This window comes from Ruegeria sp. CK2 (genome assembly GCF_056536585.1).
On record NZ_JBQFPW010000015.1, the window covers coordinates 53,649 to 77,626 of the forward strand.

At 57.5% G+C, this 23,978-nt stretch carries 30 protein-coding genes; 5 read left to right on the forward strand and 25 right to left on the reverse strand.

Features of this window, described 5'->3' with window-relative positions:
* Positions 1 to 53: 53 nt before the first annotated feature.
* Positions 54 to 1,682 carry an acyl-CoA synthetase gene (locus tag ACR0BU_RS19460; RefSeq protein ID WP_480738604.1) on the forward strand — a complete coding sequence of 543 codons (1,629 nt, stop codon included), beginning with the start codon at positions 54 to 56 and terminating at the stop codon, positions 1,680 to 1,682.
* Here ACR0BU_RS19460 and ACR0BU_RS19465 read toward each other — a convergent pair.
* The 7 genes from ACR0BU_RS19465 to hmgA all read right to left on the reverse strand — a co-directional run bounded on the left by ACR0BU_RS19465 (position 1,679) and on the right by hmgA (position 8,374).
* Positions 1,679 to 2,020 carry a DOPA 4,5-dioxygenase family protein gene (locus ACR0BU_RS19465; protein ID WP_480738606.1) on the reverse strand — a complete coding sequence of 114 codons (342 nt, stop codon included), beginning with the start codon at positions 2,018 to 2,020 and terminating at the stop codon, positions 1,679 to 1,681. The two genes, ACR0BU_RS19460 and ACR0BU_RS19465, sit on opposite strands and share 4 nt — an antisense overlap.
* 99 nt (positions 2,021 to 2,119) lie before the next feature.
* On the reverse strand, positions 2,120 to 2,758 hold the full coding sequence (maiA, locus tag ACR0BU_RS19470) for a maleylacetoacetate isomerase (RefSeq protein ID WP_480738608.1): 639 nt from the start codon (positions 2,756 to 2,758) through the stop codon (positions 2,120 to 2,122).
* Positions 2,759 to 2,769: 11 nt separating this feature from the next.
* A complete protein-coding gene (locus tag ACR0BU_RS19475; protein ID WP_480738610.1) occupies positions 2,770 to 2,967 on the reverse strand; it encodes a DUF2783 domain-containing protein in 198 nt (65 codons plus the stop codon).
* Between the two features lie 5 nt (positions 2,968 to 2,972).
* Complete coding sequence (locus ACR0BU_RS19480) at positions 2,973 to 4,583, reverse strand: FAD-dependent oxidoreductase (protein ID WP_480738612.1); 1,611 nt, start codon at positions 4,581 to 4,583, stop codon at positions 2,973 to 2,975.
* Positions 4,584 to 4,717: 134 nt separating this feature from the next.
* Positions 4,718 to 5,668: an MBL fold metallo-hydrolase gene (locus tag ACR0BU_RS19485; RefSeq protein ID WP_480738613.1), complete on the reverse strand. Its 951-nt coding sequence runs from the start codon at positions 5,666 to 5,668 to the stop codon at positions 4,718 to 4,720.
* A 63-nt stretch (positions 5,669 to 5,731) separates the two neighbouring features.
* Positions 5,732 to 6,988, reverse strand: a complete 1,257-nt coding sequence (gene fahA / locus ACR0BU_RS19490; RefSeq protein WP_300071829.1) for a fumarylacetoacetase — start codon at positions 6,986 to 6,988, stop codon at positions 5,732 to 5,734.
* Between the two features lie 30 nt (positions 6,989 to 7,018).
* On the reverse strand, positions 7,019 to 8,374 hold the full coding sequence (gene hmgA / locus ACR0BU_RS19495) for a homogentisate 1,2-dioxygenase (protein ID WP_480738615.1): 1,356 nt from the start codon (positions 8,372 to 8,374) through the stop codon (positions 7,019 to 7,021).
* Positions 8,375 to 8,431: 57 nt separating this feature from the next.
* On the opposite strand from hmgA, the gene ACR0BU_RS19500 reads away from it, so the two are divergent.
* Positions 8,432 to 8,884: a MarR family winged helix-turn-helix transcriptional regulator gene (locus ACR0BU_RS19500; protein ID WP_480738617.1), complete on the forward strand. Its 453-nt coding sequence runs from the start codon at positions 8,432 to 8,434 to the stop codon at positions 8,882 to 8,884.
* A 39-nt stretch (positions 8,885 to 8,923) separates the two neighbouring features.
* Positions 8,924 to 10,180 carry an adenylate/guanylate cyclase domain-containing protein gene (locus ACR0BU_RS19505; protein ID WP_480755756.1) on the forward strand — a complete coding sequence of 419 codons (1,257 nt, stop codon included), beginning with the start codon at positions 8,924 to 8,926 and terminating at the stop codon, positions 10,178 to 10,180.
* On the opposite strand, the gene ACR0BU_RS19510 is transcribed toward ACR0BU_RS19505, so the two are convergent.
* The 3 genes from ACR0BU_RS19510 to rplS form a co-directional block, all read right to left on the reverse strand.
* Complete coding sequence (locus ACR0BU_RS19510) at positions 10,177 to 10,986, reverse strand: division plane positioning ATPase MipZ (RefSeq protein WP_298937147.1); 810 nt, start codon at positions 10,984 to 10,986, stop codon at positions 10,177 to 10,179. The two genes, ACR0BU_RS19505 and ACR0BU_RS19510, sit on opposite strands and share 4 nt — an antisense overlap.
* A gap of 1,000 nt (positions 10,987 to 11,986) precedes the next feature.
* Positions 11,987 to 12,208 carry a 50S ribosomal protein L31 gene (gene rpmE, locus ACR0BU_RS19515; RefSeq protein ID WP_170636256.1) on the reverse strand — a complete coding sequence of 74 codons (222 nt, stop codon included), beginning with the start codon at positions 12,206 to 12,208 and terminating at the stop codon, positions 11,987 to 11,989.
* Positions 12,209 to 12,219: 11 nt separating this feature from the next.
* The gene (gene rplS, locus ACR0BU_RS19520; protein WP_120634534.1) at positions 12,220 to 12,603 is read right to left on the reverse strand and encodes a 50S ribosomal protein L19; all 384 of its coding nucleotides are present in this window, start codon (positions 12,601 to 12,603) and stop codon (positions 12,220 to 12,222) included.
* A gap of 380 nt (positions 12,604 to 12,983) precedes the next feature.
* On the opposite strand from rplS, the gene ACR0BU_RS19525 reads away from it, so the two are divergent.
* Positions 12,984 to 13,787 carry a glycoside hydrolase family 25 protein gene (locus tag ACR0BU_RS19525; protein WP_298937146.1) on the forward strand — a complete coding sequence of 268 codons (804 nt, stop codon included), beginning with the start codon at positions 12,984 to 12,986 and terminating at the stop codon, positions 13,785 to 13,787.
* Between the two features lie 115 nt (positions 13,788 to 13,902).
* Here ACR0BU_RS19525 and trmD read toward each other — a convergent pair whose 3' ends face one another.
* The 13 genes from trmD to ACR0BU_RS19590 all read right to left on the reverse strand — a co-directional run bounded on the left by trmD (position 13,903) and on the right by ACR0BU_RS19590 (position 21,946).
* Positions 13,903 to 14,712: a tRNA (guanosine(37)-N1)-methyltransferase TrmD gene (gene trmD, locus ACR0BU_RS19530; RefSeq protein WP_480738619.1), complete on the reverse strand. Its 810-nt coding sequence runs from the start codon at positions 14,710 to 14,712 to the stop codon at positions 13,903 to 13,905.
* Entirely contained in the window at positions 14,709 to 15,524 is an 816-nt protein-coding gene (locus ACR0BU_RS19535) for a hypothetical protein (protein WP_480738620.1), read from the reverse strand. Before ACR0BU_RS19535 ends, trmD begins: the two co-directional genes overlap by 4 nt.
* On the reverse strand, positions 15,524 to 16,027 hold the full coding sequence (gene rimM / locus ACR0BU_RS19540; RefSeq protein WP_480738622.1) for a ribosome maturation factor RimM: 504 nt from the start codon (positions 16,025 to 16,027) through the stop codon (positions 15,524 to 15,526). The genes ACR0BU_RS19535 and rimM overlap by 1 nt, the downstream gene beginning before the upstream one ends.
* Entirely contained in the window at positions 16,020 to 16,169 is a 150-nt protein-coding gene (locus ACR0BU_RS19545) for a hypothetical protein (RefSeq protein ID WP_298937142.1), read from the reverse strand. Before ACR0BU_RS19545 ends, rimM begins: the two co-directional genes overlap by 8 nt.
* A 6-nt stretch (positions 16,170 to 16,175) precedes the next feature.
* A complete protein-coding gene (bluB, locus tag ACR0BU_RS19550) occupies positions 16,176 to 16,811 on the reverse strand; it encodes a 5,6-dimethylbenzimidazole synthase (protein WP_480738624.1) in 636 nt (211 codons plus the stop codon).
* A 12-nt stretch (positions 16,812 to 16,823) separates the two neighbouring features.
* Positions 16,824 to 17,213, reverse strand: coding sequence for a 30S ribosomal protein S16 (gene rpsP, locus ACR0BU_RS19555; RefSeq protein WP_298937140.1), 390 nt, complete (start codon positions 17,211 to 17,213; stop codon positions 16,824 to 16,826).
* Positions 17,214 to 17,283: 70 nt separating this feature from the next.
* Positions 17,284 to 17,580 carry a chorismate mutase gene (locus tag ACR0BU_RS19560; RefSeq protein WP_298937139.1) on the reverse strand — a complete coding sequence of 99 codons (297 nt, stop codon included), beginning with the start codon at positions 17,578 to 17,580 and terminating at the stop codon, positions 17,284 to 17,286.
* A complete protein-coding gene (locus ACR0BU_RS19565; RefSeq protein ID WP_480738626.1) occupies positions 17,577 to 18,134 on the reverse strand; it encodes a GNAT family N-acetyltransferase in 558 nt (185 codons plus the stop codon). The genes ACR0BU_RS19560 and ACR0BU_RS19565 overlap by 4 nt, the downstream gene beginning before the upstream one ends.
* Entirely contained in the window at positions 18,134 to 18,661 is a 528-nt protein-coding gene (locus tag ACR0BU_RS19570) for a GNAT family N-acetyltransferase (protein WP_480738627.1), read from the reverse strand. The genes ACR0BU_RS19565 and ACR0BU_RS19570 overlap by 1 nt, the downstream gene beginning before the upstream one ends.
* A complete protein-coding gene (locus ACR0BU_RS19575) occupies positions 18,658 to 19,197 on the reverse strand; it encodes a GNAT family N-acetyltransferase (protein WP_480738628.1) in 540 nt (179 codons plus the stop codon). The genes ACR0BU_RS19570 and ACR0BU_RS19575 overlap by 4 nt, the downstream gene beginning before the upstream one ends.
* Positions 19,198 to 19,205: 8 nt before the next feature.
* A complete protein-coding gene (locus ACR0BU_RS19580) occupies positions 19,206 to 19,763 on the reverse strand; it encodes a GNAT family N-acetyltransferase (RefSeq protein ID WP_480738629.1) in 558 nt (185 codons plus the stop codon).
* A complete protein-coding gene (ffh, locus tag ACR0BU_RS19585; RefSeq protein WP_480738631.1) occupies positions 19,760 to 21,265 on the reverse strand; it encodes a signal recognition particle protein in 1,506 nt (501 codons plus the stop codon). The genes ACR0BU_RS19580 and ffh overlap by 4 nt, the downstream gene beginning before the upstream one ends.
* 162 nt (positions 21,266 to 21,427) lie before the next feature.
* Entirely contained in the window at positions 21,428 to 21,946 is a 519-nt protein-coding gene (locus ACR0BU_RS19590; protein ID WP_480738632.1) for a hypothetical protein, read from the reverse strand.
* A gap of 88 nt (positions 21,947 to 22,034) precedes the next feature.
* Between ACR0BU_RS19590 and ACR0BU_RS19595 the strand changes: the two genes are divergently transcribed.
* Positions 22,035 to 22,565: a prolyl-tRNA synthetase associated domain-containing protein gene (locus ACR0BU_RS19595; protein ID WP_480738634.1), complete on the forward strand. Its 531-nt coding sequence runs from the start codon at positions 22,035 to 22,037 to the stop codon at positions 22,563 to 22,565.
* An 8-nt stretch (positions 22,566 to 22,573) separates the two neighbouring features.
* Here the strand turns inward: ACR0BU_RS19595 and ACR0BU_RS19600 are convergent, their stop codons facing one another.
* Together ACR0BU_RS19600 and ACR0BU_RS19605 are read right to left on the reverse strand one after the other, a co-directional pair.
* A complete protein-coding gene (locus tag ACR0BU_RS19600; protein WP_298937133.1) occupies positions 22,574 to 23,317 on the reverse strand; it encodes an aspartate/glutamate racemase family protein in 744 nt (247 codons plus the stop codon).
* Between the two features lie 74 nt (positions 23,318 to 23,391).
* On the reverse strand, positions 23,392 to 23,973 hold the full coding sequence (locus ACR0BU_RS19605) for an FMN-dependent NADH-azoreductase (protein ID WP_298937132.1): 582 nt from the start codon (positions 23,971 to 23,973) through the stop codon (positions 23,392 to 23,394).
* Between the last annotated feature and the right edge of the window lie 5 nt (positions 23,974 to 23,978).

The following is a 23,978-nucleotide window of genomic DNA, read 5'->3' on the forward strand; positions in this document are numbered from 1 at the left end:
ACGGGTAACTTTATGCTCAAGTCGCGCGCACTGCGATAACGGAGGATTGGCGGATGACTGACCCTAACATCTATGAACGTCATTTGGACAAATGCCGCGCAAATTACACGCCTCTGTCACCGCTCAGTTTTATTGAACGCACCGCGCAGGTGTATCCGGATTACCCTTCGGTGGTGTACGGCGATCGCAGATACACCTGGGCAGACACCTACGCCCGCTGCCGCCGGCTGGCCAGCGCCCTGAATGCAAGGGGCGTGGGACTGGGGGATACCGTTTCGATCATCGCAGCCAACATCCCCGAGTTGTATGAGGCGCATTTTGGCGTGCCTATGGCAGGCGCAGTTCTGAACGCGATCAACACGCGATTGGATGCACCGGTCATTGCGTTCATTTTGGACCACGCAGAAGCCAGGGTGCTAATCGTCGATCCTGAGTTTTCGGAAGTCGCTAAAGAGGCCTTGAAGCATGTCGAGCGCAACCTTCTGGTCATCGATATCGAAGATCCCAGCTTTGATGGCGGCATGCGTCTGGGCGACCTGACCTATGACGCATTGCTGGGCGAAGGTGACCCGGAATTCAATTGGTCCCTACCCGCCGATGAATGGGACGCAATCACGCTGAACTACACGTCGGGAACAACCGGCAACCCAAAGGGAGTAGTTTATCATCATCGTGGGGCCACGCTGAATGCGCAGTCGGACATTCTGGACTGGGATATGCCAAAGCATTCCGTCTACCTGTGGACGCTGCCGATGTTTCATTGCAATGGCTGGTGTTTCCCTTGGGCCATGGCGGCCAACGCCGGGGTCTCGGTCTGTTTGCGCGCGGTGCGGGCTGAACCGATCTATGCGGCCTTCAGGGATGAAAAAGTCAGCCATTTTTGCGGCGCGCCGATTGTGTTGAACATGCTCGCCCATGCGCCGGATCACCTCAAGGATTTCGGCCACCAGATCAAGGTGATGACCGCCGGTGCCCCGCCACCCGCAGCGGTAATCGAGGCGATGGAGGCGATGGGTATCGAAGTGACCCATGTCTATGGGCTGACCGAAACCTACGGCCCATCGGTTGTGTGCGCGTGGAAAGAAGAATGGGATAGCAAGACCGCCGAAGAACGCGCTGCGCTCAAAGTGCGGCAGGGTGTCAGATACACCGCCTTGTCGGGGCTGATGGTGGCTGACCCGGAAACTCTGGATCCGGTGCCAGCAGACGGCGAAACCATGGGTGAGATTTTCATGCAGGGCAACGTTGTGATGAAAGGGTATCTGAAGAACCCCGAAGCCACGGATAAGGCTTTTGCTGGTGGCTGGTTCGCCTCAGGTGATTTGGGTGTCATGCATCCCGATGGCTACATCGCGCTGAAAGACCGGTCCAAGGACATCATCATCTCTGGGGGTGAGAATATTTCATCCGTCGAGGTTGAGGGCGTTCTGTACAAACATCCTGCCGTGATGGAGGCCGCGGTCGTGGCCAGACCGGATGAGAAATGGGGCGAAACACCGTGCGCCTTCGTCGAGCTAAAGCCGGAGGCATCGGTGACCGAAGCAGATCTGATCGCCTTTTGCCGGGACAATATGGCCCATTTCAAAGCGCCAAAATCGGTGGTGTTCGGAACCTTGCCAAAAACGTCAACGGGCAAGGTTCAGAAGTTCGTTCTGCGGGATCAGGCGCGCGCCCTGGTTTAGGTGTGAACCTTGTCAAAGATGGATAAATCCAGGTCCAGCATCTCGCCCATCCATATGGCTCTATCACGGTGATCCGCGAGATGATCACCGGTTTCCGGGTGGGTGAATATCGTGAGCCCCTGCCGGTTCAACATCAGCCATGGAATGACCTGATCAAACGCGTCTGCCGCAAAACCCAGTTGGCAACTCCAGCGGGGATGCGGTCCAACGTTTCGCGCGTGCATCCGTCCCATTTGGATTGGAAAAAGGTGCGCTGCCTCTTCGCAGATCTGTTGCGCTGTCGCTTGGGTGTCTGCGTCGAAATAGATATGCGCGTGATAGCCGGTGATTTCTGACATCTGAACCTCATTTTGTAATGACACAAAGCTAGGTCCCATCGCCGCTCTGGACTACCCGCACCAGCACACAGGGTCTGTGCTGAACGCCACAAAAATTTGCTATGCTGGCGCGTGCTGGTCGGGACGGGCTGCGACAAAGGCGGAATGATCGCTGCAGGCTGCCTCGACAGCCAACAGGCGTGGCAAGTGTGACAGATCAACCTCCCAGCGGCGGGCGTTAAAAAGCTGAGGGATCAGGCACAGATCGGCGAGCCCGGGTTGTGTGCCTGTGCAATAAGGCGATTGCGTGAACTCAGCTAGCAGTGCTTCGAACGCTTCCAGCCCGGGCCGAATATAGTGTTGCATCCACGCGCCGGGCATGTTGCTGGCATCCGCGCTTAGCACGGTCGCATGTTTGGCGACTGCAAGGTTGCAGATCGGGTGTATGTCCACCGCAATCGACTGGGCCAGCGCCTGCGCTTTGGCGCGATCTGCCGGGTTTTCGGGGAACAGGTTTAGCTGTCGTGTGCGGTCCAAATATTCGATGATGGCCAGGGATTGGGTCAGTCTCAACCCGTCGATCTCCAAAACGGGGACCAGACCTTGCGGGTTGCGTGACCGATGCGCGTCGCCCTTTTGCTCTCCGCTGACCAAGTCCACGACAACTGCGTCATATGAGATCCCGGCCAAATTCAGCGCAATTCGGACCCGATAGCTGGCCGAGGATCTCCAAAAATCATAAAGAACAATCTTGCTCACACAATTCCTCGCTAAGTCATCTTCAGGCGTGCCGCGTTGATCGCTTGGACCAGAACCGCGTTGTCGCCGATGTGATTGGCCAGAACCAGAACCAGCCGCGCGTTCAACGCATCGCTGTCGACTTTATCTATTCCGTCATGCGCCGCCAACAGGTCGGCATAGAAGTCATCCGCATTATCGATATTCGGGGTGAGGATCAGATCAGTCATTTCGGTTACTCCTTCCCACTGGCCCGGCGGATTGCATGCCGGAACGCGTTTTCTTCATAGGTGTCGCGCCGTGCGGCCACATGCTGATCCGGGCGGATCAAATAGACCGCACTGGGGGCATCGCCCAGATAGCGCCGTTTGAGCGCCAGAGTCATGTCATCCTTGACCGATAGTGCCAGCCGTCTGACTTCGATCCCGTCTTCCTGCAAAATCTCTGGCGCATCCGCGTCAATTGTCAGCAGGGTGAACTGTCCGGCCAGTTTGGGCAAAAGAAAATCGCCACCTAGTGGTACGTCCGGACAGGCCGAACCGGGCCGCGTTTGGGCAGGCCCATCCAGCGCATCGGCTGAATTCAGGGAGGACCCGTCGTAGGTACAGGGTTCGCTCAACCGTCCCGAATTCACCATGGGACGGGCAAATTCGAAATGCTCGCTCAGGTCCAGAACTGCATCCCTCAGCACCCGTGACATATCGGATTTGGGCGTGATGAAATCGGTCGAGCGGCTGGATTTCCGAATGTTCTCGTCTGCGCCCTGAATGCGTTCGGAATCATAACTGTCCAGCAAGCTTTCGGGGGCGTCTCCATCCAGCACGAGTTTGAGTTTCCAGCACAGGTTGTCGACGTCCTGCAGGCCCGAGTTTGCCCCCCGTGCCCCAAAGGGACTGACCTGATGCGCACTGTCCCCGGCAAAAATCGCGCGTCCTTGTCTGAAGCTTTCCATGCGGCGGCATTGGAACGTGTAGATCGAGACCCATTCAAGCTGAAACTCGACCTCTTCGCCGAGCATCTCTTTCAGGCGGGGGATCACGTTCTCGGGGCGTTTCTCGCGTTCCTTGTCGATATCCCAACCTAATTGCAGGTCGATGCGCCAGACATTGTCCGGTTGTTTGTGCAACAGCGCGGATTGGCCCCGATTAAAGGGCGGGTCAAACCAGAACCATCGTTCAGACGGAAAGTCCGCCTCCATGATCACATCCGCGATCAGGAAATTGTCTTCGAATACACGCCCGTCAAAATCGATCCCCAGCATCCGCCGTGTGGGCGAATTGGCCCCGTCGCAGGCAATCAGCCAGTCAGCTTCGACTGTATAGGGGCCTTCCGGGGTTTCGACCTCCAACCGGACATGATCTTCATGGGTACCGACAGCCTCGACCTTGTTGCGCCCGCGTATTTGAACCGGCGCGCCTTCAGCCTGCAACGCGCGCAGCCGGTCCATAAGGAAGGTTTCCACATAGTATTGCTGCAGGTTAATAAAGGCCGGGTTGGCAAAGCCCTCGTCGGGCTGCAGATTGAAATCATAGACCTGGCGATCGTCGAAAAACACTTTGCCACGGTCCCAGCGCACACCTTTGTCCAGTAGGCGCTGCCCGCAGCCCAGCCGATCAGCAATATCCAGCGTACGCTGGGAAAAGCAGATGGCGCGGCTTCCGAAACTGACTTTGTCATTGTCGTCCAGGACCAGAACTTCGACATCTTGCTGCGCCAGATCAATCGCAGCGGCCAGACCCACCGGCCCCGCGCCGATCACGATCACCTTGTGTCGAACAGGTGTTGCGGCGTCCTGATCCGGACTGCGTTCATAAGCATAAAGTGGAATTTCGAAAATCTTGTTCATGGGCTTTCCCCCCAAGCAGCTGCGCCAAAGGTCGCTTTGCAACTCCGCTGGCGGCGTGCACCAACGGCCTTGAGTTCATGGTTTCATCGATTTGAGCTCGTGAAAACGATCTGGATCAATGTCGGCTGACTTTCTTAATCTTGAAGCGCCTCCCACATCTCCAGATCGCGCTGGGCGGTCCAGATGCGGGGTGTATCAATGCCCCGTGCTTCGTCAAAGGCGCGTGACACGTTAAAGGGCAGGCAGTGTTCATAGATCGCATAGTCCGAAAACTTGGGGTCACATTCGGCCCGTACTGCGTCCCACGCCTCTTTCAAGGTGCCACCACGAGCGGCCACTTTGGCTGCGGGGCGATATGTGCTGTCCACGAAGTCGCGCGTGTTTTCGATTGCGGCGCTCACCATGTCCTTTCCAAGCAGTGCATCGCCGCGACCCGGCGCAATCGCGTCGACATCGAACCATTTGATCTCGTCCAGCGTGTCGCCCCAATCGCCAAAGTGACCATCACCGCAGTAACAGGCCGAGTGGTATTCGACGATGTCGCCAGTGAACATCACGTTCTGATCCGGCACATGGATCACGATATCGCCCGCCGTGTGGGCCCGGCCCAGATGCATCAGATCGACCCGGCGGTCGCCGAGATATACGGTCATCGTGTCGCTGAATGTTGTGGTCGGCCAGGTCAGGCCGGGAATGCTTTCATGCCCTTGGAACAGGCGTGGGAAGCGCTGGAACTCGCTGTCCCAGTCTTCTTGACCCCGTTCGACAACCATTGCACGGGCCATGTCGGACATGAGGATCTGTTGCGCACCAAACGCACTGGCCCCCAGCACACGCACCGCGTGGTAGTGGGTCAGCGCGACATGGGTGATAGGCTTGTCGGTGACAGAACGCACGCATTCGATCACCTTATTTGCAAGGCGCGGGGTGGCCTGCGCCTCGACAATCATCACGCTGTCATCGCCGATGATGACACCGGAATTCGGGTCGCCTTCGGCCGTGAAAGCGTAGAGCCCGTCACCAACTTGGGTGAATGAAGTCTGTTTGTCAGTCATGTCCCCCTGGGACGCGAATGCTTTGGTCATCGACTTATCCTTTTGGAAACCGCCTCCGGCGGGAGTATTTGGGAAAAGATGAAGATTGGGTGCTTATCTCTTAAATGGGTCATCCAGCGCGGGCAGTATGGTACCGGTGCAATCGCCAAAGCCAATTGTGTAACCATCGCCACGGGCCGCGCCAGACAGTGTCAGTGTGTCGCCATCTTCGATGAAGCTGCGTGTTTCACCGGTGTCCAGCGTCAGGGGTTCTTTCCCACCCCAGCTGAGTTCCAACAGTGAGCCCCGTTCGGGTTTGGTCGGGCCGGAAATAGTGCCCGATCCCAATAGGTCACCGGTATTCATCGGGCACCCAGAGGTTGTGTGGTGTGCCAGTTGTTGAGCTGCGGAATAGTACATCTGGTTGTAGTTTGTCTGGCCGATCACGGTCGCCTCTTTGTTTTTTGGCGCCATAGTAATGGACAGATCAATGTCGTACAGCATCGGGCCGCGATCCTTAAGGTGATCAAGCAGCTCGAAGATGCGTTCGGGCGGCTCGCACCGGAACGGTTCCAACGCGGCTTTGGTCACAATCCACGGGCTGATCGAGGTCGCGGTTGCCTTGGCCTGGAACGGGCCGAGCGGTTGATACTCCCAGGCTTGGATATCTCGTGCAGACCAGTCGTTCAGAAGGACATAGCCAAAGATATTGTCGTCGGCTTCTTGCACAGTGATCGGGCCGTCAGATGCCGTACCGACGATGGCACCCATTTCAAGCTCGATGTCAAAGCGGCGGCTGGGCAGGAACGCAGGCAATTCCTGATCTGGAGATTTCAATTGCCCCCATGGGCGGCGGATATCCGTGCCCGAGACGACAACAGATGACGCCCGACCATTATAGCCAATCGGAATGTGCAGCCAGTTTGGCGGCAGCGCGTTTTCTGGGCCGCGGAACATTGTGCCGACATTTTGCGCGTGATGCCGGCCAGCGTAGAAATCGGTGTATTCACTGACTGCGAATGGCATATGCATCTGGGCAGTGTTTTGCGCGACCAGCAAGGGTGCGACCTGGTTTTGCTCCTCTGCCCCGTCTGCCAGAAGGGCTGTCACGCGGTTTCTGAAAGCGGCCCAAACAGCTGGCCCTTCCTCCATCAAGGGGTTCCAGAAGGGCAGATCGAACAGCGGCTCATCTGCGAGCACGATCACCCCTTCCGATTCTGCCGCCGTGACGTCGAGGATCATGTCCCCGATTGCAATGCCGCATCGGGGTTCACCGTCGTCGATCGAAAAGACCCCATAGGGCAGATTATTCAGGGGAAACGGATGCGCGGCATCGTTGGCCGAGATCACCCAGGATTTCATCAAAGGCATGTTTTCTCCAAACCTTGGAAATTAGAACGGTTACTTCTTGCCCGGTGTGCCGTCGAATTTCTTCTCAAGCGATGTCCAGCAATCGATATAGTCATCCTGCAACGGGGCCTCGGTCGCTGCAAATTGCGTCAAGTGCTGCGGGAACCGGGTTTCGAACATGAAGGACATGGTCTGGTCCAGCTTGTCGGGGCCCAGATTGGCGTTGGACGCTTTTTCAAAGGCTTCCTTATCCGGGCCATGTGGGATCATCATGTTGTGCAGGCTCATCCCGCCAGGAACAAAGCCCTGAGGTTTCGCGTCGTACTGGCCGTAAATGTTGCCCATCAGCTCGGACATGATGTTTTTGTGGTACCAGGGTGGACGGAACGTATCTTCCATCACCATCCAGCGTTCGCGGAACAGGACAAAGTCGATATTCGCCGTGCCCGGCTGCCCCGAAGGCGCGGTGAGCACAGTAAAGATTGACGGGTCCGGATGGTCAAACAGGATCGCGCCGACCGGGCAATAATTGCGCATGTCGTATTTGTAGGGCGTGTAGTTGCCGTGCCAGGCGACGACATCCAACGGGCTGTGAGGGATCTTGGTGGTATGAAATTGGCCGCACCATTTGATGGTGACGGTCGAAGGTGCTTCGCGATCTTCAAAGGCAGCTATGGGTGCTTTGAAGTCGCGGGGGTTGGCCATGCAGTTGGCGCCAATCGGACCGCGCCCCGGCAACTCGAATTTCTGTCCGTAATTCTCGCAAACAAAACCCCGCGCCGGACCGTCCAGAACCTCGACGCGGTAAAGCAACCCGCGTGGGATGATCGCGATTTCTTTGGGTTCCAGATCAATGATCCCCAATTCGGTCGCGAACCGCAGACGGCCCTCTTGCGGAACCACCAGCAATTCAGAATCGGCCGAGAAGAAATAGTCATCCACCATTGATTCCGTGACCAGATAGATATGGCTGGCCATACCGACCTGAGTGTTGACGTCGCCAGCGGTCGTCATTGTCCGCATGCCGGTCAGCCAGTTCAGTTCGGCGTCTGAATGCGGAACCGGATCCCATCGATATTGACCCAGACTGATCACGTCCGGGTCAATGCAGGGGGCGGATTTCCAGTAAGGTAGATCGATTTTTGCGTAGCGGTGAGAATGCTTTACCGAGGGTCGAATGCGATAACACCATGTGCGCTCCGGCGGGTTGGCAGTGAAGGCGGTGCCGCTCAGCTGCTCTCCATAAAGACCATAGTTGCACTTTTGCGGGCTGTTCATGCCTTGCGGCAGAGCATCGGGCAGGGCTTCGGTTTCAAAGTCGTTGCCAAAGCCGGGCATATAGCCTGCATGGGTTCCAACAGGCGTGCTGGCCTGTGTCATCGTATGTGGGTTTGTCGGACGATTCATCGTGTGTTCCTCCGTTTGCTACTTGTCGAATAATAGTTGTTTTTGTAACTAACAAGCATGACAAACAATGACTCTGACAAAAAAGATGATTTTGAATTGCAACATTTCCTGCCGTTCCTGCTGAACCAGGCGGCCGAGGAAAGCTCTCTTGATTTTCAGCGGGTCTATAAGAATCGCTATGGCATGCTAAGGACTGAATGGCGGGTACTGTTTCATCTAGGTGTTTTCGGCCAGATGACAGCAAAAGGGATTGGTGAACGTGCCAAAATCCACAAAACCAAAATCAGCCGCGCCGTTCGCAAGCTGGAACAACGTCGATACTTGACCCGGACCCGGCATCAGGATGACCGCCGGGTGGAATGGTTGACGCTGACACCGGCGGGTAAAACGGTTTATCACGAGTTGCGCGGGATCGCGGAACAGTATGACGCCAAGCTGGCAAACCTGTTCAGCACAGACGAAGCAGCGCTGCTACGCCGCATGCTCCGACGTCTTGCCGCGATCGACTAACTACTGGTAATTCTGCTGCTGCATCCCCAGATGTGTCACATGCTTGATATGGACAAAAACATGACGTCATTCGATCCCGCGACGGCCCCTGCGACCAGTCTGATCGACTGGCTCGTGACCAAAGGGCTTGAAGGCGCCGGGCAAGAAGAATTGCTGGAAGAGTTCTGCACCCGACTTGTCGAGATGGGCGTCCCGCTGATGCGGTTTCACGCGGCGCAGTCGACGCTGCACCCGGTCTATGGCGGAACCGGGTATAGCTGGTACCATGACAAAGGTGGTGAATCCGAGAAATTCGAAAACACGGATACGCCCAGTGAGCAGTGGCAAAGCAGCCCGCTTTATGCGTTGCTGCACGAGGATTTGGGCGAAATTCGGGTGAAACTTTACGAGCAGAATGAATCCAGTCGGTTTCCCCTGCTCAATGACCTGCGAGAGGTCGGTGCCACGGAATATTATGCGACAGGTGTTTCTTTTGAAAGCTCCGGTCAGGTGCGCCCGAACGGGGCGCAAAAGGCTACCGATGGTGTTTTGATGTCGTGGACCAGCAATGCACCAAAAGGGTTTGAGGACACAGATCTGTCCCTGATCCGCGAGGTCCTGCCACATCTGGGGTTGGCGCTAAAGTCCGCCAAGAACCAGACACTGGCACGCGATCTGTTGCGTGTTTATCTGGGGCGGGATGCAGGTAGGCGTGTCCTGTCCGGTGAAATCCGGCGTGGTTCTTTGCAGCAGATTGATGCGGTGATCTGGAATTTCGATCTGGAAGGCTTCACCAACCTGTCCGAGGAACTGCCTGGGTTGGATATTATCGAAATGCTGAATGACTACCTGGCGGTGGCTGTTCGTGTGGTTCACGATAGCGGTGGGAACATTCTGAAATTCATGGGCGACGGGTTGATGGCCATGTTCGATGTGGGAGAGATTGACGCGGATGCCCGTGCCGCCCTGTCCGCTGTACCGTTGCTGCAGACTCGGATGGCCGAACTCAACGCCCAACGGCAGGCTGCAGGGCAACCAGTCGCCAATTTTACGCTGGCGCTGCACTCTGGCGAGATTCTGTATGGCAATATCGGTTCAGAAACCCGTCTGGACTTCACGGTGATCGGCCCTGCTGTAAATCAGGCCGCACGGATCGCAGGAATGCACCGCTCGTTGGGGCAAAGGATTCTGATTTCCGACGACGTCGCCAGTGCGGCACAGCCTTGTGCGCAAGAACTTGTCTCGGTGGGCCGTTACATGCTGCGCGGCGTGTCCGAGCCCAAAGAGCTGTTCACGATCTACACGCCAGCAAGTTAAAAGTCGATCTCAACGCCCGGCAGGTTCAACTCGCGCATCATGTCGCGCAACTCCTGCCGCGCTGCGATGTTCGAGATGTTCAACTGTTTGACCCCGATATCCTTGAGATCCAGCAAAGTCAGGCCGCGCGGGAACAGCTCGCGAAAAATGACCCGTTCGGAAAAGCCCGAGGCGACGCGAAACCCGATGCGCTGCGACAGCATCTCGATGGCGCGCTGCATCTTTTCCTTGTTCACCATACGCTGGGTGCCGACCCGGTTGCGTACGACCACCCAGTCGATCGGCTTCAGCCCGGCCTGTGCCCGCAATTGCCGCGCGTTCCAGACCATCTCGGAATAGACAGACGGGCCCAGAATCTTCTCGCCCTTTGAATCGATCCGCGCCAGCAGATCGAAATCGATGAAACTGTCATTCAGTGGCGTGATCAGCGTATCCGCCAACGAATGCGCTACCTGGCTTAGGCGGGTATGCGAGCCTGGGCAGTCGATCAGGATGAAATCGCTGTCGCTTTCCAACTCGGCCACGGCGGCGGACAGCCGGTGGTCATAGATGTTTTCGCCGGGCTTCAGCTTGCTGGCATCGATCTCGGGCAGGTCGTGATGAAGCGGGCTAGGCAAACCCGTGTCCGTGCCATTCAGAAAATTGACCCGGTTCTCAAAGTAACGTCCCAAGCTGCGCTGTCGCAGGTCAAGGTCCAGTGTGCTGACCTTGTGTCCCAGCCGCGCCAAAGCTGTGGCCACATGCATCGACACGGTCGATTTGCCCGCGCCGCCCTTTTCGTTTCCGACCACAATGATATGTGCCATGCTTGTGTTCCCAAGTCGTACCGTGTTTGTCCACACGTTGTTGTGGGCCACTATATGTTGTGTCAGCGGGGAAGGAAAGAACCTCAAGCGGCGCCTTGGGTCAATATCAGTCTCTAATTTGGAAAACCACGCCCGGATCGCAGGTTAGAGCGAACCATTTGCCAAAGGCGCCCCCTGATTCACTGCCCAAACCAGCTTTCAGCGAGCAGGACAAGGGTAAGAGCATCTGTTCCTGAATGTTTTGATCGTCTTCCTGCAAGTCCTGATTTGCGCGGGAGCGCTGGGTATGATCCGGCATATAGAAAGGATCGCCTCTTCAGATATACTGGAACTCGTTGGGCACGCTGTGCCGACCTACACAGCAGTCTGCGGTTCAGGCAAACCGGACTTGTGCAGTGCCGCTAATTCTAACGCAAAAACCCTTGCATGCGCGGCGTAAGATGCACTGCAGTGAAGCGAATCTCCCAAACTAGTCGTTCAGTCATGACTAAGTTAGCGAAATGCAAAGTGACTTTTCATTTCGATCTTTCCCAAATATCGAGGCGCGGACACTGTTGCCGTCTCCCATGACCTCACCGGTGGGCTATCGTTGCCGTTGGGCAGCAAAGAGCTCTTTTGAACCAAAGAGAAAGAGTGCGAGCGGCTGCCGAAAAACACGCGGCGTACTCAAACAAAACGCAAAGCCACTCGCAGCTGGTGATTAGCTGTATTCTTTGCGCGCGTAAAGTATTCAATTATGGCGATTTGAAGGTATTACTTTGCTGGCCGCCTTGTCCCGCGATCAGTGAATTCGAGCGTTGGTCTTCGCTGTAAACTGAATGAAGGGCTGGTTTCGAAATCGCTCTGAGGCGTGGTCTTTAATGCATCTGCATAAGTTTTTGTCGTGGGAGTATGTGCAGCTTAGAGATCGGATTGACAGAATCGGCTCGAAGCAGCCACCCACGAGACAAAAAAAGGCCGCCCCATCGGGACGGCCTTTCGAAATCGAAACGGAAAGGGTTTAGAAACCCAGGCCTTCGTACTTCTTTTTGAACTTCGACACGCGGCCGCCGGCGTCCATCAGGCGCGACGAGCCACCGGTCCATGCGGGGTGCACAGAGGGGTCGATTTCCAGAGCAAGCTGGTCGCCTTCGGCGCCCCAGGTGGATTTCATCTGAACGACGGTGCCATCGGTCATTTTGACGTTGATGACGTGATAATCGGGATGGATGTCTTTTTTCATCTTTCCGCTCCTTACGCCTCGGCGCCAGCCTTGGGCTTGTAGTTGGTGACTTCTGCGATACGCGCGGATTTACCACGACGCGAGCGCAGGTAGTATAGTTTGGCGCGACGAACGCGGCCGCGGCGGACAACGGTGATGCTGTCGATGTTGGTCGAGAACAGCGGGAACACACGCTCCACGCCTTCGCCAAACGAAATCTTGCGAACGGTGAACGAACCGGCAATGCCATTGCCGTTGTTGCGCGCGATGCAGACGCCTTCGTAGTTCTGCACACGGGTGCGCGACCCTTCGGTCACTTTATAGCCGACACGGATGGTGTCTCCGGCTTTGAAATCGGGGATGTCTTTCCCCAGGGCGGCAATTTGTTCCGCCTCAAGCTGTGCGATCAGGTCCATCGCATTTACTCCTATATGCTCGTGGTTGGTCCACGAAGTTTGGGCACGGCCTGAGAGCTCTTGGTCTTCACCGGGTCCTGCGTACAGCCCGCCAGAGGTCAGATCGAATGTTCCTTTGGTGTAGTCCGCCACGTCGCGTCCGGGCTGAAGAAAGCAGGACGTCACGCCATGATGCAAACCAAAACACCGGAGTCGCAAAAAGCGGCACCGGATTGCGGTCGTGTAAGGGCTTTGCGGCGAAGGATCAAGACTAAATCGCTGTGATTTGCAGCACGGGCTGGTGGGATTCCGCCATTTACAAAATGCAGCGTTGCCTTACGTCCATGATTGGGCATTCTGAAGCTAATTAAAAGAGCAGAAATTTAGAACAGGAACACATCATGCGATTTGCGCTTTTGCTGGCATTTGCAGGTGCTGTGCTTGTGTCTTGCGGGCGTGGCGGCCCGCAACCTCAGGTGATCGAACCCACACCGGGCGTCGACAGAACAGCACCATCGGTTGTCTATCCCGATTTTGGCGACGATGACCCACATGAATGGGAAGGGCGACATCCCGGTCTATACCCTGTTCATGGGCTCGATGTCTCGCGCTGGCAGGGGCCGATTGATTGGCGCACAGCCAAGGCTTCGGGGGTCAGCTTTGCGTTTTTGAAAGCAACGGAAGGCGGGGATGTTGCCGATCCGCTGTTTGACGACCACCGCCGTGGTGCGCAGGCGGCGGGGGTGCCTTGGGGGGCGTATCACTACTATTACTTCTGCCGTCCGGCGCGGGAACAAGCCCGTTGGTTTATCCAGAATGTCCCGAAAGGTGCCGACCTGCCGCATGTCCTAGACATGGAGTGGACGCCGCATTCCAGAACCTGCACATTGCGCCCCGACGGTGCGACGGTGCGCGCCGAAGCCCAAAGGTTCCTTGATATTCTGGAACGTCACTATGGCCGCCGGCCCATCGTCTACACCACCGTGGACTTTTTCGAGGACACAGATATCGCGCGGCTACCTCGGACCGAGTTCTGGCTCAGATCGGTGGCGGGTCACCCGCGTCAGGTCTACCCGCGGGCACTTTGGCGGTTCTGGCAATACACGGGCACCGGTTTGGTGCCCGGCGTGCGCGGTCGGGTCGATATCAACACGTTCAACGGCACGCCGGAAACCTGGGCTCAATGGAAAGCTGGCGGCTCTTAGATCTTAGGCACGTCGTCGGTTGCGACCGTGCCGCCGCCAATCAGGATTCCCGTCAGAAGGATGTTCGTTGTGTATCCGCCGATCACTGCTGCAGGTGCGACACACATCGACACCGCTAATCCGCGTTATCCTCTTGGGAAGAAACATATTCTTCCCACACGTCCGGCCTTCTTTCCCGGGTTATATTCTTGGCTTTGTTGTGACGCCATTCTTCGATGCGCCCATGGTGGCCGGACATAAGGATGTCCGGGATCGGGCGGCCGTTCCACTCGGCTGGGCGGGTATATTGCGGATGTTCCAGCAGACCGGACGAAAAGCTTTCTTCCTCGGTCGAGGCTTGGTTTCCCAGAACGCCGGGGATCAGCCGAACGGTGGCGTCAATCAGGGCTTGCGCAGCGATTTCCCCGCCGGTCATGACAAAGTCCCCCAGCGACACTTCCTGGACCCCGTAGTGTTCGAGCACACGTTCATCCACACCTTCGAAACGGCCACATAGCAAGGTCATACCATCGCAGCGCGCCAGGTTCTGCATCATGCGCTGGTCCATGCGGCGTCCGCGTGGGCTGAGATAGATCAGCGGCCAGTTGCCCTGAACACCTGCCATTGTATGCTCGATCGCCGCTCCTAAAACGTCGGCACGCAGCACCATGCCCGCGCCGCCCCCTGCGGGTGTGTCATCAACGTTGCGGTGTTTGCCAATCCCAAACTGTCGCAGATCCACGGTTTCCATCTGCCACAGCCCTTCTTGCAGGGCTTTGCCGGTCAGGCTTTCACCCAGAACACCGGGAAAAGCCGACGGGAACAGGGTAATGATCTTGGTCTTCCACACGCCTTGCAAATCTGGCGTGGGTGTCACCAGCTCGCGCGGTTTCAGCGTTGGGCGCAGCGCCTTGCGGCCGTGGGATTTGGTGGGCTTCTCTGTCATTTTTGACCGATCATTTCGCTCTGGCTGGTTTCGACGACCGCTTTCTTTCGGGCGTTCAGCGCCGCATCTTCCAGCGACGAACGGTTCAGCGCCAATAGGTCAGCCAGTACCTCTTTGGACGGGCTGGAGTTGGTTCGATCGGGGGCTACAAGCCGCAAGGCCTTGCTTTGCGAAAGGTCCAGAAATTCAGCAAATGGCGCGCCGGGGCCGAATTGGCGTTTTTGCAGGTCTTCCAACCATGCGGTCTGGACAGTGACCGATGGAAGCCTTTTGCGTATGGTGTCCGCAGTGTCCTGAAGATCTGGCAAGTGATCCAGATCTGCGCAGAACTCATCAAAATCCCGCACGACCCGGCTGTGTTGCAAGTCATGTGCCCACAAGCTGTAAAGCCAGCTGTCCCGCTGTCGCAGGGACAGATACACAGTCATGTCGACCTCTTCCCCAAGAAACCGACGATGAACAGCGCTGACGACAGTTGCCACAAGATCAGGCGCTGCCGCGTAGCCTTCGACGCGGTTTCGGCTTGGCCGCAGTCCGGAGAAATTCTCTTCGCTTAGGATCAACCCGCGGCGGGTGCCGAAATCCAGCTTGCCCAGAAAGTCGTTCATTCGGATTCCGAAGTCTGAAAGCGTTGAATCCAAACGGTAAATCGAATGGCGTGTAGCAGCCTCGGACAACCCGGCCTTGCGGGTCTTATAGGGGAGGGCTAATGAGAAATGCGGCCAGATCAGCTCGCGGTTTTCGTACAGAAAGGATTGCGCCGCTGTGGTGCCGGTTTTGTGTAGCCCTAGATGCAGCAGGACGCGCCGCATCAGATCAAGCCTTCGGGCGGGTCAGCAACGATACGACCCTGATCCAGATCGACTGTGGGTACCGCCTCCAGGGTGAAGGGCAGCAGAACCGTTGATTTCAATCCCGCTCCGTGAAGCTCCAGCAAATCTGTCGCGCCATGGTTTTGCACGGATTTAACCTGGCCCAGCAACGTGCCACCTGTGTCATACACATCAAGCCCGATCAGATCGGTGTGGTAGAATTCGTCATCGGGAAGCGACGGCAACTGGTCGCGCCTGGCATAAAGGCGCAAGCCGTTGATCGCGTCAGCCTGTTCCTTGGTCTCGATCCCACCCAATCGGGCGGCAAAGCCGTTTTTTATCGGGCGGGTCAGAACCACAGGATAACGCTCTTGGCCCGCCTCATCTGTTAGTGGGGAATAGGTCTCGATATCTTCCGGCACAGCGCAAAAGCTCTTCAGCCGTACCTCACCGCGTACCCCGTAAGAGCCCGCAATACTGCCGACACAGATCAGATCAGTCATTTGATCCCGCCGTTGTTACACATACACCGTCCTGCCATTTACCTCGCTCGGCACAGGCCTCGCGCTGATTGCTGCGTTCAAAGAACACGCCGACAATAAATGCGATCAGCAGCAGGATGGGAAGTCGTATCAGTCCAAACACTATCAATCACCGCGTTTCGATGGGCAGGCAGCCGTCGCGGATTTCCCAGCCGACACGCTCAAGCTCGGGCGTCTCCGAGGGTTCTTCAGGCCAGCCAACGCAGAAATACCCGATAAGTCGCCAATCAAGAGGGACTCGCAAGTCCTGGGCCATCTTGTCGGGGTCAAGGATGGACACCCATCCCAAACCCAGCCCCTGTGCCCGCAATGACAGCCAGAACAGGGTGATGGCCGAAACCACGGAATACCGCCGCATCTCGGGCATGGTGCCCGCACCCAGACCTTGCCCTTTGTTGGTGGCATCGTCGCAGAAGACGGCCAGCTGCACCGGGGCATCTTGCATGCCCGTCAGTTTCAGGCGGCTGTAAAGCTGCGCCTTCTCACCGGAGTATCCACGAAGGGCAGCGTCGTTGGCTGTTTGGAAATTCTTCAGCGCTGCGGCCCGTGCCTCTGAGCTTTCAACGCGGATCACCCGCCAGGGTTCGCTCAGCCCCACCGAGGGGGCCAATTGAAACGCGTCGAGGCAGCGCGTCAGCACTGCCTCGTCTATCGCGTCAGTGCGAAACCGGCGCACATCGCGCCGGAGCCGCATCAACAGATCGAACTGCGTGCGAAAATCGTCAGTGAACGCCTGATCCTGCACGCGCTCGCCTGCTTATTCTTCCGCAGCCGCTTCTTCGGCAGGAGCTTCGGCTGCCTCAGTAGCTTCAGCAGCCTTCGCAGCCTTCTCTTCCGCACGTTCCTGAGCTTTCTTGCCCGGGGTGCCCTTGTTGGGGTTGTTGCGCTCGGCTTTGTCACGGGTGCCGGCTGCTTCCAGCATACGTGCGATACGGTCGGTGGGCTGTGCGCCCTGATCCAGCCAGTACTGAACGCGCTCAACATCCATTTTTACGCGCTCTTCGCTGTCTTTCGGCAGCAGCGGGTTGTAGGTGCCCAGCTTTTCGATGAAACGGCCGTCGCGCGGCATGCGGCTGTCAGCAGCCACGATGCGGTAGAAGGGACGCTTTTTCGAGCCGCCGCGGGCGAGACGAATTTTCATTGCCATGGTGGTATCTCCTTTGAATGGCGTGACCGGAAGATGTCCGGTTATTTCTGGTGTTTGTTGAACCAAAGGTTCACTTTTGATGTTTCCTGTGGTGTCGGATGACTTCCTGAATGATGAAGTTCAGAAAAGCCTTGGCGAAATCGGGGTCCAGATCGGCCTCTTTCGCCAGGTCTTCTAACCGTGCGATCTGCGCGGCTTCGCGCGACGGATCGGACGGGGGAAGGTCGTGTGTGGCCTTGAGCTTGCCAACGGCCTGGGTGTGTTTGAACCGCTCGCCCAGCGTATAGACGAGGATCGCATCCAGCCGGTCGATGCTTTCGCGATGCTCTTTCAACAGCGTGGCAGCCTGTGTCACGGGGTTGGTCATTGGCCGGTCCTCTCAGCGGTCAAAGCAGGGGTATTCACGTCAATCTTTGGGTGTCGCCAGATCTGGGCGCGTTTGCCCAACAGCTCGGCGTTTTCATGCTCCAGCGTTGCACCCAGGCGTCTGGCCAGCACACGAGAGCGATCGTTGGCATGTGCGATGTACGAAATGACACCGTTCAGGTCCTGATGCTGCGCGGCATAATCCCGTGCCGCCGTCGCAGCCTCGGACCCCAGCCCTTTGCCCTCGGCCTCTGCCATCAGCGCCCAGCCCAACTCGGGCTCAGCCCAGCCTGGCACGTAAATCATACCGGTCCATCCCACGAATGTGCCGCTGGCCTTTTCGGTCAGGTGCCACAGGCCAAAACCGCGCAGCGCCCAATGCCCCAGCCTGTTTGACAGCGAACTCCAGCACTCGAACGCGTCTTTGGGACCACCCACCATATAGCTGCGCTCGGTCGCAAAGAATGCGGTCATTGCGGGCAGATCATCCAGATGCGGCGCGCGCAGGATCAGGCGGTCGGTCTCGACGTGAGGGATTACAAAGCTGCTTTGCATCACTGCCCCTCGCCTGACTGCGGCCTGTGACGGTAGGCTATGCAGTTTTCCAGCGGAACCACCGCGTTCTGGTCCAAAGATGCCCCCAGCCGCTCAGCCAGCTTCTGCGAACGGATGTTTCCGGTGTCGATATAGCTGACAACGCTGGTCCAACCCAATTCCTTGAACAAATGTGAAAGGACGGTTTGGCAAGCCTCGCGTGCCAGCCCTTGCCCTTCGAATTCAGGCCCGACAACCAGCCATGACATCTCGGGTTCCGGAAAATCAATCGGATGATAGGGCCCGGCCATCCCAGCCATGGCCATATCGGCCTTTCGGTAAATCGAGAACAAGCCATAGCCGCACAAAGTCCACTGCCCAGCATATAGCGTCAGCTTGCGCCACGCCTCGGCTTCCGTCATTGGGCCACCGTAGAACAGGCTGTGATCGGATTTGAAGAACTCGAACATCGGAGCGACATCGTCAGGCGAAGGGCCACGAAGGATCAGACGTTCAGTTTCAAGTTGAGGATTTGCTGCTGAGGTCATGCGTAGGCCTCCACCCCGCCGTTCGCCAGATCAGACGGGGCGGGGTGTCGCCAGACATTCATCGTGCCAAAGGCCGGATGCTCGAACGTGTAATCGAACTGTGCGCCCATGCGTTCCGCAACCGCTTTGCTGCCCAGATTATCAGGATCGATCAGTGAGATCGCCGTTTCCCAACCCAGAACGTCATATGCATGCGCGCGCGCGGCCAGCGCAGCCTCGGTCGCATAACCCTTACCGGTGGCGTTGTTCATCAGGGTCCAGCCGATCTCGGGTTCGGGCCAGCTGTGTGGGAACCACAGTCCGACATGGCCGACATATGTGCCGGTGTCCTTTTCCTCGACACCCCAGAAGCCATAGCCGCGCATCGCCCAATGGCCCAGCAGCATTGCGATGGCCCGCCATGTCTCGTCGTGGCGCTTCGGCCCGCCGACAAATTTTGAGGCGTCGCTGGCAAAGAACTCTGCCTCGGCTGCAACGTCCGCTTCGCAAGGTGCGCGCAGGATCAGGCGCTCGGTTTCAAGTCGGGGGATGTTCATTGCGAGTGTCATGCCTGCGCCTCGCCATACCGCCAGACATGCTGATCATTGCTAAAGGCACCTTCAGCGGTCTTGTCCCGTAATGCGCCTAGCCGTTCCGCAAGAGCGTTCGAGCGGGTATTCGATTGTGACACGTAGCTTACGAATTGCCCCAATCCCAACAGGTCAAAGCCGAAATCTCGCACAGCCGTGCAAGCCTCGGTCGCATAGCCTTTCATATGGTGTTCGGTGCGGAACATGTAGCCAAGCTCCGGCTCTTGGTCGTCCCATTCGAGGCCGAGAATGACGAAGCCGACGACCTGATCATCCTCCTTAAGCGTGACCGAAAACAGGCCGTGACCATGCAGAAGCCAGCCGGAAGTGTAGTAGGAAAACTCTGTCCACGCTTCCTGCTCAGTATCGCCGAAGCTCTCGTTGCAGATTGAAGTCCACACCGGCAGGTCATCCAGAGTGGGTGCACGCAGAACCAGCCGCCGGGTCTGAATGACCGGCAGGGCCGCGCGATATTGCGCTGCTGCCATCGCCGCCTTTCCGGACGGGGGCTGGGTGCAGCGTGCTGGTGTCACTTTTTCTTTCCGAAACCGCTCAAACCCGGGGGCAGGGCCATGCCGCCACCCATTCCAGGCATACCGGGCATCTTGCCTCCCATCGCCTTGGCCGCCTGTTCCATCGCCTTGGGATCCATGCCCGCTGCCATATCCTCGGGCGAGGGGCCGCCTTTGCCAAACATGCCTTTCATGGCCTGCTTCAGCATCTTGCCTTTGCCCATCTTGCCCATCTTCTTCATCATGTCCGACATCTGTCGGTGCATCTTGAGCAGCTTATTGAGGTCGCTGACTTCCATGCCGGAACCTGCCGCGATGCGCTTCTTGCGGCTCGCTTGCAACAATTGAGGGTTGGCGCGTTCGCGTTTGGTCATCGACTGGATCATGGCGATCTGGCGCTTGAGCACTTTGTCATCCATGCCCGCTTCTTCGACCTGCTTGGCCATCTTGCCCATGCCCGGCATCATGCCCATCATGCCTTGCATGCCGCCCATCTGGATCATCTGTTCCAGCTGCATCTTCAGGTCGTTCATGTTGAACTGACCTTTGACCATGCGCTTCATCATGCGCTCGGTCTGTTCCATCTCCATCGTTTCCTGGGCCTTTTCGACCAGAGCAACGATGTCTCCCATGCCCAGAATACGACCGGCGATCCGGTCCGGCTCGAATGTTTCGAGCGCGTCCATCTTCTCGCCCAGACCGACAAAGCGGATCGGCTTGCCGGTGACCGCGCGCATCGACAGAGCCGCACCGCCGCGCCCGTCGCCGTCCATCCGGGTCAGAACCACGCCCGAGATGTCGATCTTGGCTTCGAATTCTTCGGCCACTTCAACGGCGACTTGACCGGTCAGGCCATCGACAACCAGCAGGGTTTCACGAGGGTCGACCGCATTGCGAACGTCTTCGACTTCCTGCATCAGCACTTCGTCGATGTGCAATCGACCTGCGGTATCCAGCATATAGACGTCATAGCCGCCCAGCGTTGCCTGCTGCCTGGCGCGTTTGGCGATATCGACTGGCTTCTGCCCTGGCACGATCGGCAGGGTGTCGACTCCGACCTGAGTACCCAGCACGGCCAACTGATCCATCGCCGCCGGGCGATAGACGTCGAGCGAGGCCATCAGGACCTTCTTGCCTTCTTTCTCCTTCAGGCGCTTGGCCAGCTTGCCGGTCGTGGTCGTCTTACCCGAGCCCTGAAGGCCAACCATCAGGATCGGGGCAGGCGGGTTGTCGATCTTCAGAACGCCTGGGTCCTCTTCGCCGCGCAGCACCTCGACCAGCGAGTCATGCACGATCTTGACGACCTGCTGACCAGGGGTAATCGATTTGGTAACAGCCTGACCGGTGGCCTGATCCTGCACCTTCTTGACGAATTCGCGCGCGACCGGCAGCGAGACATCGGCCTCAAGCAGGGCAACCCGAACCTCGCGCAGGGCGGTTTTGACGTCTTCCTCGGAAAGGGCACCTTGCTTGGTCAGCCGGTCAAAGACGCCAGAGAGGCGTTCGGATAGATTTTCAAACATGCCTGCGGCCTCCTTAGCCGGTTATCTTGTGGCACTTCCTAGGTAGGAAACGCCGGTTAAATGCACAATTGCCCCCACGGGCGAAACTCGCTGGTGGGGGGCGATCCCTGAACTACTCAAGGGACCGGAAGATCAAACGCTTCCGGATGTTTGGAGGGGGCTTTAGGCCGATTGGCTGTCAGAGTCAACCTTGCGCTTCGGATGCCAGGCATTGACCGCATCGACCATCCGCTGCGCGCCGCGTCCACTGACATAGGCTTCGACAATCGGGTGACGACCAGCGCTCATACCCTTTTCCAGGATCAGAACGGGACGATGCATCTTGGACGTGGTCCTGTCGCGGGTTGAGGTGGTGGTTTCGACCTCGGCATGAGACAGGTTCGACAGCTCATGTTCTACAGAGTCGTATCCAAAGAGCGATTGGCGACGGATCAGGATACTATTGCTTTTGCGGTCCAATATGACCTGAACGCGGCGTACAAAGATGCAGAACGCGCCAAAGCCCAACCCACCACCGAACAGAGCAAAGATTATGCCGAACCAGACGCCCTCACCCCCTTCGGTGGCCATGAAGAGGCCTGCGCCGACAAAGCATAGGATAAAGATCGCCAACATGATACCGATCAGCCAGGGCGTGTTGGATAGAATCAGTTGGTCCGGAGTGTTGCGCGTCACTTTCATGGCGGCACGCTAACACTGAGATTGCAGGTTGTCGTGGCTTGAATTTGCCCACGAGATACGCGATGAGCGCATGAAACAGGAGGCTCCCATGGGCGCATCATCCACTTTTCAGGACACATTGCCGCTCAGTTCCGACGCACTGCTGGCGCAGCTGGATGCCTGGGGCCTGACCTACCGGCTGCATACTCATGTCCCGCTGCGCACTGTCGAAGATGCGAAAGGTGTGGAAGATCAGTTTCTGGTGCCCGGCGAGAGCACCCTGCGCCTCAAGAACCTATATCTGCGCGACAAGAAGAAACGGAACTATCTGGTCACGCTGGAGCAAAGCCGCGAGATTGAACTCAAAGCGCTGGGCGCCGAGCTTGCTGTGGGAAGCCTATCTTTTGGTTCAGCTGATCGCCTGTTCCAGAACCTCGGTATTCGCCCCGGCGCGGTCAGCCCGCTGGCGATGATAAATGGCGTACAAAACAACGTGCGGTTCTTCATGGACGCTGCCGCGCAGCAGGCAGATGTCATTAATATGCACCCGTTGGTCAATGACAGAACTGTCGCGATGGCCCGTGGGGATGTGATGGCCTTCTTTGACCAAATCAAATGTGAAGTAGGCTGGCTGCAGTGAACTAAGGCTCAGCCTTCCTCAAGCGCTTCGGTCAGGGCCGCAGCAACATGGGCTGCGGACGGGTTAACAAACAGATGCCCCGCGGCCTTGAACACCGGATCATCCAAATGGTTTGGAAAGGCCAGCGGTAATTCGGTACAGGCCAGCAGGATGGCGGTGCCCGGCGTGGCGTGCCTGTTGCAATAAGCCAGCAGCCGGCCGCGTGCGTTCTCGGAGGCTCCGCCATAGAAATCGGTATCGATCATCGACTGCATTTTTGCGATCTCGGGCTGGGGCAAGCGTTCGTTTGCCGAAATACCTTCAACCGAAAGCCGGTCAGCGTAGTTGCGAGCTTCCATCGTCACCGAAGTGCCGAGGACCAGCGCCTTTTCAGCCCCGGTTTTGGCGGTTGCTTTGGCGGTCGCGTCAAAAATGCTGAGGATCGGCATGGTTACACCGCGCCGGATCGCATGCAGGCGGGCATGCGGCGTATTGGATGCGATAATCCCAAAATCACATCCGGCCCGCTCCAGAGTCAGCAAAGCCGCACGAAACACTGCATCGAAATCTGCCCAGCTGTCTTCATCACCGGCCATCCCTCGCAACGCGCGCGTGTGGGCCTGCACAACAGATTCGATTGTCATCTGTGGGATCGGAAGCGGGGATCCGTGGCCGCATTTGGCAAAGTGCCTGCTCGCACCTTCAGCGATGGCCCGGTAGTAGTCTACGGTCGATGCCCAGCCGACGCCCCCAAGAATTCCGATCTTTTTCATGACAAAACGTCCAATCTGCCGAGAGAAACCTCTGAACAGATTGGACGTTTTGGCGGCACAGCACCAGAGGGGGATTAGGCGGCCAGCTCGCTTACAGCCTTTTGTGCGGTGCCGAGGGTGTTTTCAGGGTCCAGCGCCATTTGATCGGCGGCGACGACATCGACATCGGTGATTCCGATGAAGCCCAGCACATGGCGGGCATAGCCCGAAGCATAGTCGACCTCGGATCCGACAGCCGTTCCGCCCGAGGCGATGGCCAGAACGGCGCGCTTGCCTTCCAGCAACCCTTTAGGGCCGTTTTCGCTGTAGCTGAATGTCAGGCCGACGCGGGCAACAAGGTCGATCCAGGCCTTGAACGCTGCGGGCACCGAAAAGTTGTAGATCGGCAAACCGATAACAATCGTGTCCGCATCCTGCAGCTCCTGTACCAACTCGTCCGACAGGGCCAGCCGATCACGCTGTACCGAGTCGCGGTCTTCGGCAGGTGTGAAGTTTGCAGCAATCCAGTCTTCGGTCAGCAGCGGCAGAGGGCTGGCCAGATCACGCCGGATGATGCGGTTGGCACCCAGGTGCCTGACGATCCGATTGGAAAGATCGCGGGTTGCTGAACCGGTGCGGCGGGCCGAGGCGTCGATGTGAAGGATAGTTTTGGTCATGTCTT

Excerpts from the sequence above, each read along its gene's own strand:
- ACR0BU_RS19475 (WP_480738610.1), bottom strand. The coding sequence starts at position 2,967 with ATGACTGATCTGATCCTCACCCCGAATATCGATAATGCGGATGACTTC.
- ACR0BU_RS19600 (WP_298937133.1), bottom strand. The coding sequence starts at position 23,317 with ATGAAAAAGATCGGAATTCTTGGGGGCGTCGGCTGGGCATCGACCGTA.
- ACR0BU_RS19595 (WP_480738634.1), top strand. The coding sequence starts at position 22,035 with ATGGGCGCATCATCCACTTTTCAGGACACATTGCCGCTCAGTTCCGAC.
- ACR0BU_RS19460 (WP_480738604.1), top strand. The coding sequence starts at position 54 with ATGACTGACCCTAACATCTATGAACGTCATTTGGACAAATGCCGCGCA.
- rpmE (WP_170636256.1), bottom strand. The coding sequence starts at position 12,208 with ATGAAAAAAGACATCCATCCCGATTATCACGTCATCAACGTCAAAATG.
- ACR0BU_RS19485 (WP_480738613.1), bottom strand. The coding sequence starts at position 5,668 with ATGACCAAAGCATTCGCGTCCCAGGGGGACATGACTGACAAACAGACT.
- ACR0BU_RS19500 (WP_480738617.1), top strand. The coding sequence starts at position 8,432 with ATGACAAACAATGACTCTGACAAAAAAGATGATTTTGAATTGCAACAT.
- ACR0BU_RS19565 (WP_480738626.1), bottom strand. The coding sequence starts at position 18,134 with ATGCAAAGCAGCTTTGTAATCCCTCACGTCGAGACCGACCGCCTGATC.
- ACR0BU_RS19525 (WP_298937146.1), top strand. The coding sequence starts at position 12,984 with ATGCGATTTGCGCTTTTGCTGGCATTTGCAGGTGCTGTGCTTGTGTCT.
- ACR0BU_RS19510 (WP_298937147.1), bottom strand. The coding sequence starts at position 10,986 with ATGGCACATATCATTGTGGTCGGAAACGAAAAGGGCGGCGCGGGCAAA.
- ACR0BU_RS19505 (WP_480755756.1), top strand. The coding sequence starts at position 8,924 with ATGCTTGATATGGACAAAAACATGACGTCATTCGATCCCGCGACGGCC.
- ACR0BU_RS19590 (WP_480738632.1), bottom strand. The coding sequence starts at position 21,946 with ATGAAAGTGACGCGCAACACTCCGGACCAACTGATTCTATCCAACACG.
- ACR0BU_RS19465 (WP_480738606.1), bottom strand. The coding sequence starts at position 2,020 with ATGTCAGAAATCACCGGCTATCACGCGCATATCTATTTCGACGCAGAC.
- rimM (WP_480738622.1), bottom strand. The coding sequence starts at position 16,027 with ATGACTGATCTGATCTGTGTCGGCAGTATTGCGGGCTCTTACGGGGTA.
- fahA (WP_300071829.1), bottom strand. The coding sequence starts at position 6,988 with ATGCCTTTGATGAAATCCTGGGTGATCTCGGCCAACGATGCCGCGCAT.
- ACR0BU_RS19605 (WP_298937132.1), bottom strand. The coding sequence starts at position 23,973 with ATGACCAAAACTATCCTTCACATCGACGCCTCGGCCCGCCGCACCGGT.
- ACR0BU_RS19575 (WP_480738628.1), bottom strand. The coding sequence starts at position 19,197 with ATGAACATCCCCCGACTTGAAACCGAGCGCCTGATCCTGCGCGCACCT.
- ffh (WP_480738631.1), bottom strand. The coding sequence starts at position 21,265 with ATGTTTGAAAATCTATCCGAACGCCTCTCTGGCGTCTTTGACCGGCTG.
- rplS (WP_120634534.1), bottom strand. The coding sequence starts at position 12,603 with ATGGACCTGATCGCACAGCTTGAGGCGGAACAAATTGCCGCCCTGGGG.
- hmgA (WP_480738615.1), bottom strand. The coding sequence starts at position 8,374 with ATGAATCGTCCGACAAACCCACATACGATGACACAGGCCAGCACGCCT.
- ACR0BU_RS19480 (WP_480738612.1), bottom strand. The coding sequence starts at position 4,583 with ATGAACAAGATTTTCGAAATTCCACTTTATGCTTATGAACGCAGTCCG.
- trmD (WP_480738619.1), bottom strand. The coding sequence starts at position 14,712 with ATGACAGAGAAGCCCACCAAATCCCACGGCCGCAAGGCGCTGCGCCCA.
- ACR0BU_RS19535 (WP_480738620.1), bottom strand. The coding sequence starts at position 15,524 with ATGCGGCGCGTCCTGCTGCATCTAGGGCTACACAAAACCGGCACCACA.
- ACR0BU_RS19570 (WP_480738627.1), bottom strand. The coding sequence starts at position 18,661 with ATGACCTCAGCAGCAAATCCTCAACTTGAAACTGAACGTCTGATCCTT.
- rpsP (WP_298937140.1), bottom strand. The coding sequence starts at position 17,213 with ATGGCAATGAAAATTCGTCTCGCCCGCGGCGGCTCGAAAAAGCGTCCC.
- ACR0BU_RS19560 (WP_298937139.1), bottom strand. The coding sequence starts at position 17,580 with ATGACCAACCCCGTGACACAGGCTGCCACGCTGTTGAAAGAGCATCGC.